Source organism: Psychrobacter faecalis (genome assembly GCF_016107575.1).
Taxonomy (GTDB): Bacteria; Pseudomonadota; Gammaproteobacteria; order Pseudomonadales; family Moraxellaceae; genus Psychrobacter; species Psychrobacter faecalis.
In genome coordinates, this window is sequence record NZ_JABAST010000077.1 from 1 (window position 1) to 1,646 (window position 1,646).

Sequence of the window (1,646 nt, forward strand, 5' to 3'; positions counted from 1 at the left end):
TGTATGCTTTATTTTAGAAGATATATACTTTTTTGCCAATTAGGGACACGCCCTAATAATGATATTGCCAAGTATAGATCTAACCTAGCAATAAGCTGTGAGCTGGTTGAAAGCATGTAATTATGATGATGTCATTAGTCTGTCACATTAAGAATCTAGTATAGCGTCATACAAATTCTTGATTAGAAAATAGCAGGTAAGATGATGTTAGATATAAAACAGGAAAAAGACATACAAGTTAGCCCACAAAGTTTTGATGCCATTATGATGTTAGCAATCACTACGGTCGCAGATGATATTGGTGATGCTCCTACCATTGACACGCCATTATTTGATGAAGCTCGAGAGGCTTATTGCGCTGAGCTTTTACAAAGTATTGTTGAATGGCAAAAACAGAACAGCGAAGATCTTTTGTTTGACTCGAATGCTACTCAAAATTACACCTATGCTAAGCGAGAGGCATTAATAAAGGTTGCAGAGGTAAAGCTTTTTAATGCTTTGCACGAAGGAGACTCTATTAGTGAAGAAATGATGATGTAGGGTACTAATCCACTTAATAAAATTTAAAAAATAAAGCAAGGAAGAGCAGGCTTGTCTAGGTATTATTATATGACTTGACCCATGCCGCACTGTAGTGTTATATTTTCTACAATGGCAGTAATTGTAAATTGATTTAAATATGAATGTCTTGAACGAAAGATAACTCTCCGGTTCTTTCGTTTTTTTATTGCCTACGTTTTTGTACCCGATATGTGATTTTCCATATCGGGCTTTTTTATGTCTACGATTTAGCATGGAAGCTGATATGTGCGATCTAACCAACCAAGAGGCCTATGATTATTATCAAGAGGTAACCGAGTCGTGCGACAAAGATTATTGGCTGCAGTTTCTTAAGGACCGAGCAAATAGAGGCGTGGAAGGTGCTCAAGGTTTTGTAGATAAGATTGAGTTTTGTAATTAATTACGGGCCCATAGCGCAGATGGTAGCGCAATACACTGGGGGTGTAGTGGTCAGAGGACAGGACTCATAGTTCTAACGTCACAGGTTCAAATCCTGCCGTCTTCATTATGTTAAATTAATCAGTTTTCCTTCCTTGAATGGTTTGGGCGGTTTTTTATAAGTTATATAGCTACACCCGATAATATGTTGTTATAATTTACTTTTGTTTGTATTTGAGAGAACGAAGTGAACTATAAAAAAGTTAGCATTGGTATAATTGGGGTTTTAGTTTTATTTTTTGTTTGGTCTTATTCAAGCAGTCTGAAATCAGCCGAAGAATCAAACGAGATTGCATTAGATGATGCTTACGCTGCTATCGAAGAATATAAGTTGATTATAGAAAATAGCAAAGCTGAAATCGAAAATCTTCAAAGTGAAATGTACAATGCTCATCAGACAGCTGACAATATTAGTGGAATGTATTATCAATTCAGCTTTATTCAATCACAATCAGAACTTGACGATTTAGCGTCTGACTTAGATAGTGAGGCTAGCCAATTGAAGTCTCAACTTAATGATGTGGACAGTTCAATACAAAATCTTGAAAGCCAGCTAGATGCAAGCGAATATTCTTACTGATAGATAGTAATATACCCCACTCTCAACTTCGAAAGTGATTGAAAAAAGAAGAGCACCTCACTAATCT

The 1,646-nt window shown here is 36.1% G+C and carries 3 protein-coding genes; all 3 read left to right on the forward strand.

What is annotated here, in order from left to right; all coding sequences use genetic code 11:
• The first annotated feature begins 201 nt into the window (after positions 1 to 201).
• The 3 genes from JFC07_RS12965 to JFC07_RS12975 all read left to right on the forward strand — a co-directional run bounded on the left by JFC07_RS12965 (position 202) and on the right by JFC07_RS12975 (position 1,579).
• Positions 202 to 540 carry a hypothetical protein gene (locus JFC07_RS12965; protein ID WP_225211716.1) on the forward strand — a complete coding sequence of 113 codons (339 nt, stop codon included), beginning with the start codon at positions 202 to 204 and terminating at the stop codon, positions 538 to 540.
• Positions 541 to 793: 253 nt separating this feature from the next.
• On the forward strand, positions 794 to 961 hold the full coding sequence (locus tag JFC07_RS12970; RefSeq protein ID WP_180952491.1) for a hypothetical protein: 168 nt from the start codon (positions 794 to 796) through the stop codon (positions 959 to 961).
• 225 nt (positions 962 to 1,186) lie between these two features.
• Positions 1,187 to 1,579, forward strand: a complete 393-nt coding sequence (locus JFC07_RS12975; RefSeq protein ID WP_102076308.1) for a hypothetical protein — start codon at positions 1,187 to 1,189, stop codon at positions 1,577 to 1,579.
• Positions 1,580 to 1,646 lie beyond the last annotated feature (67 nt).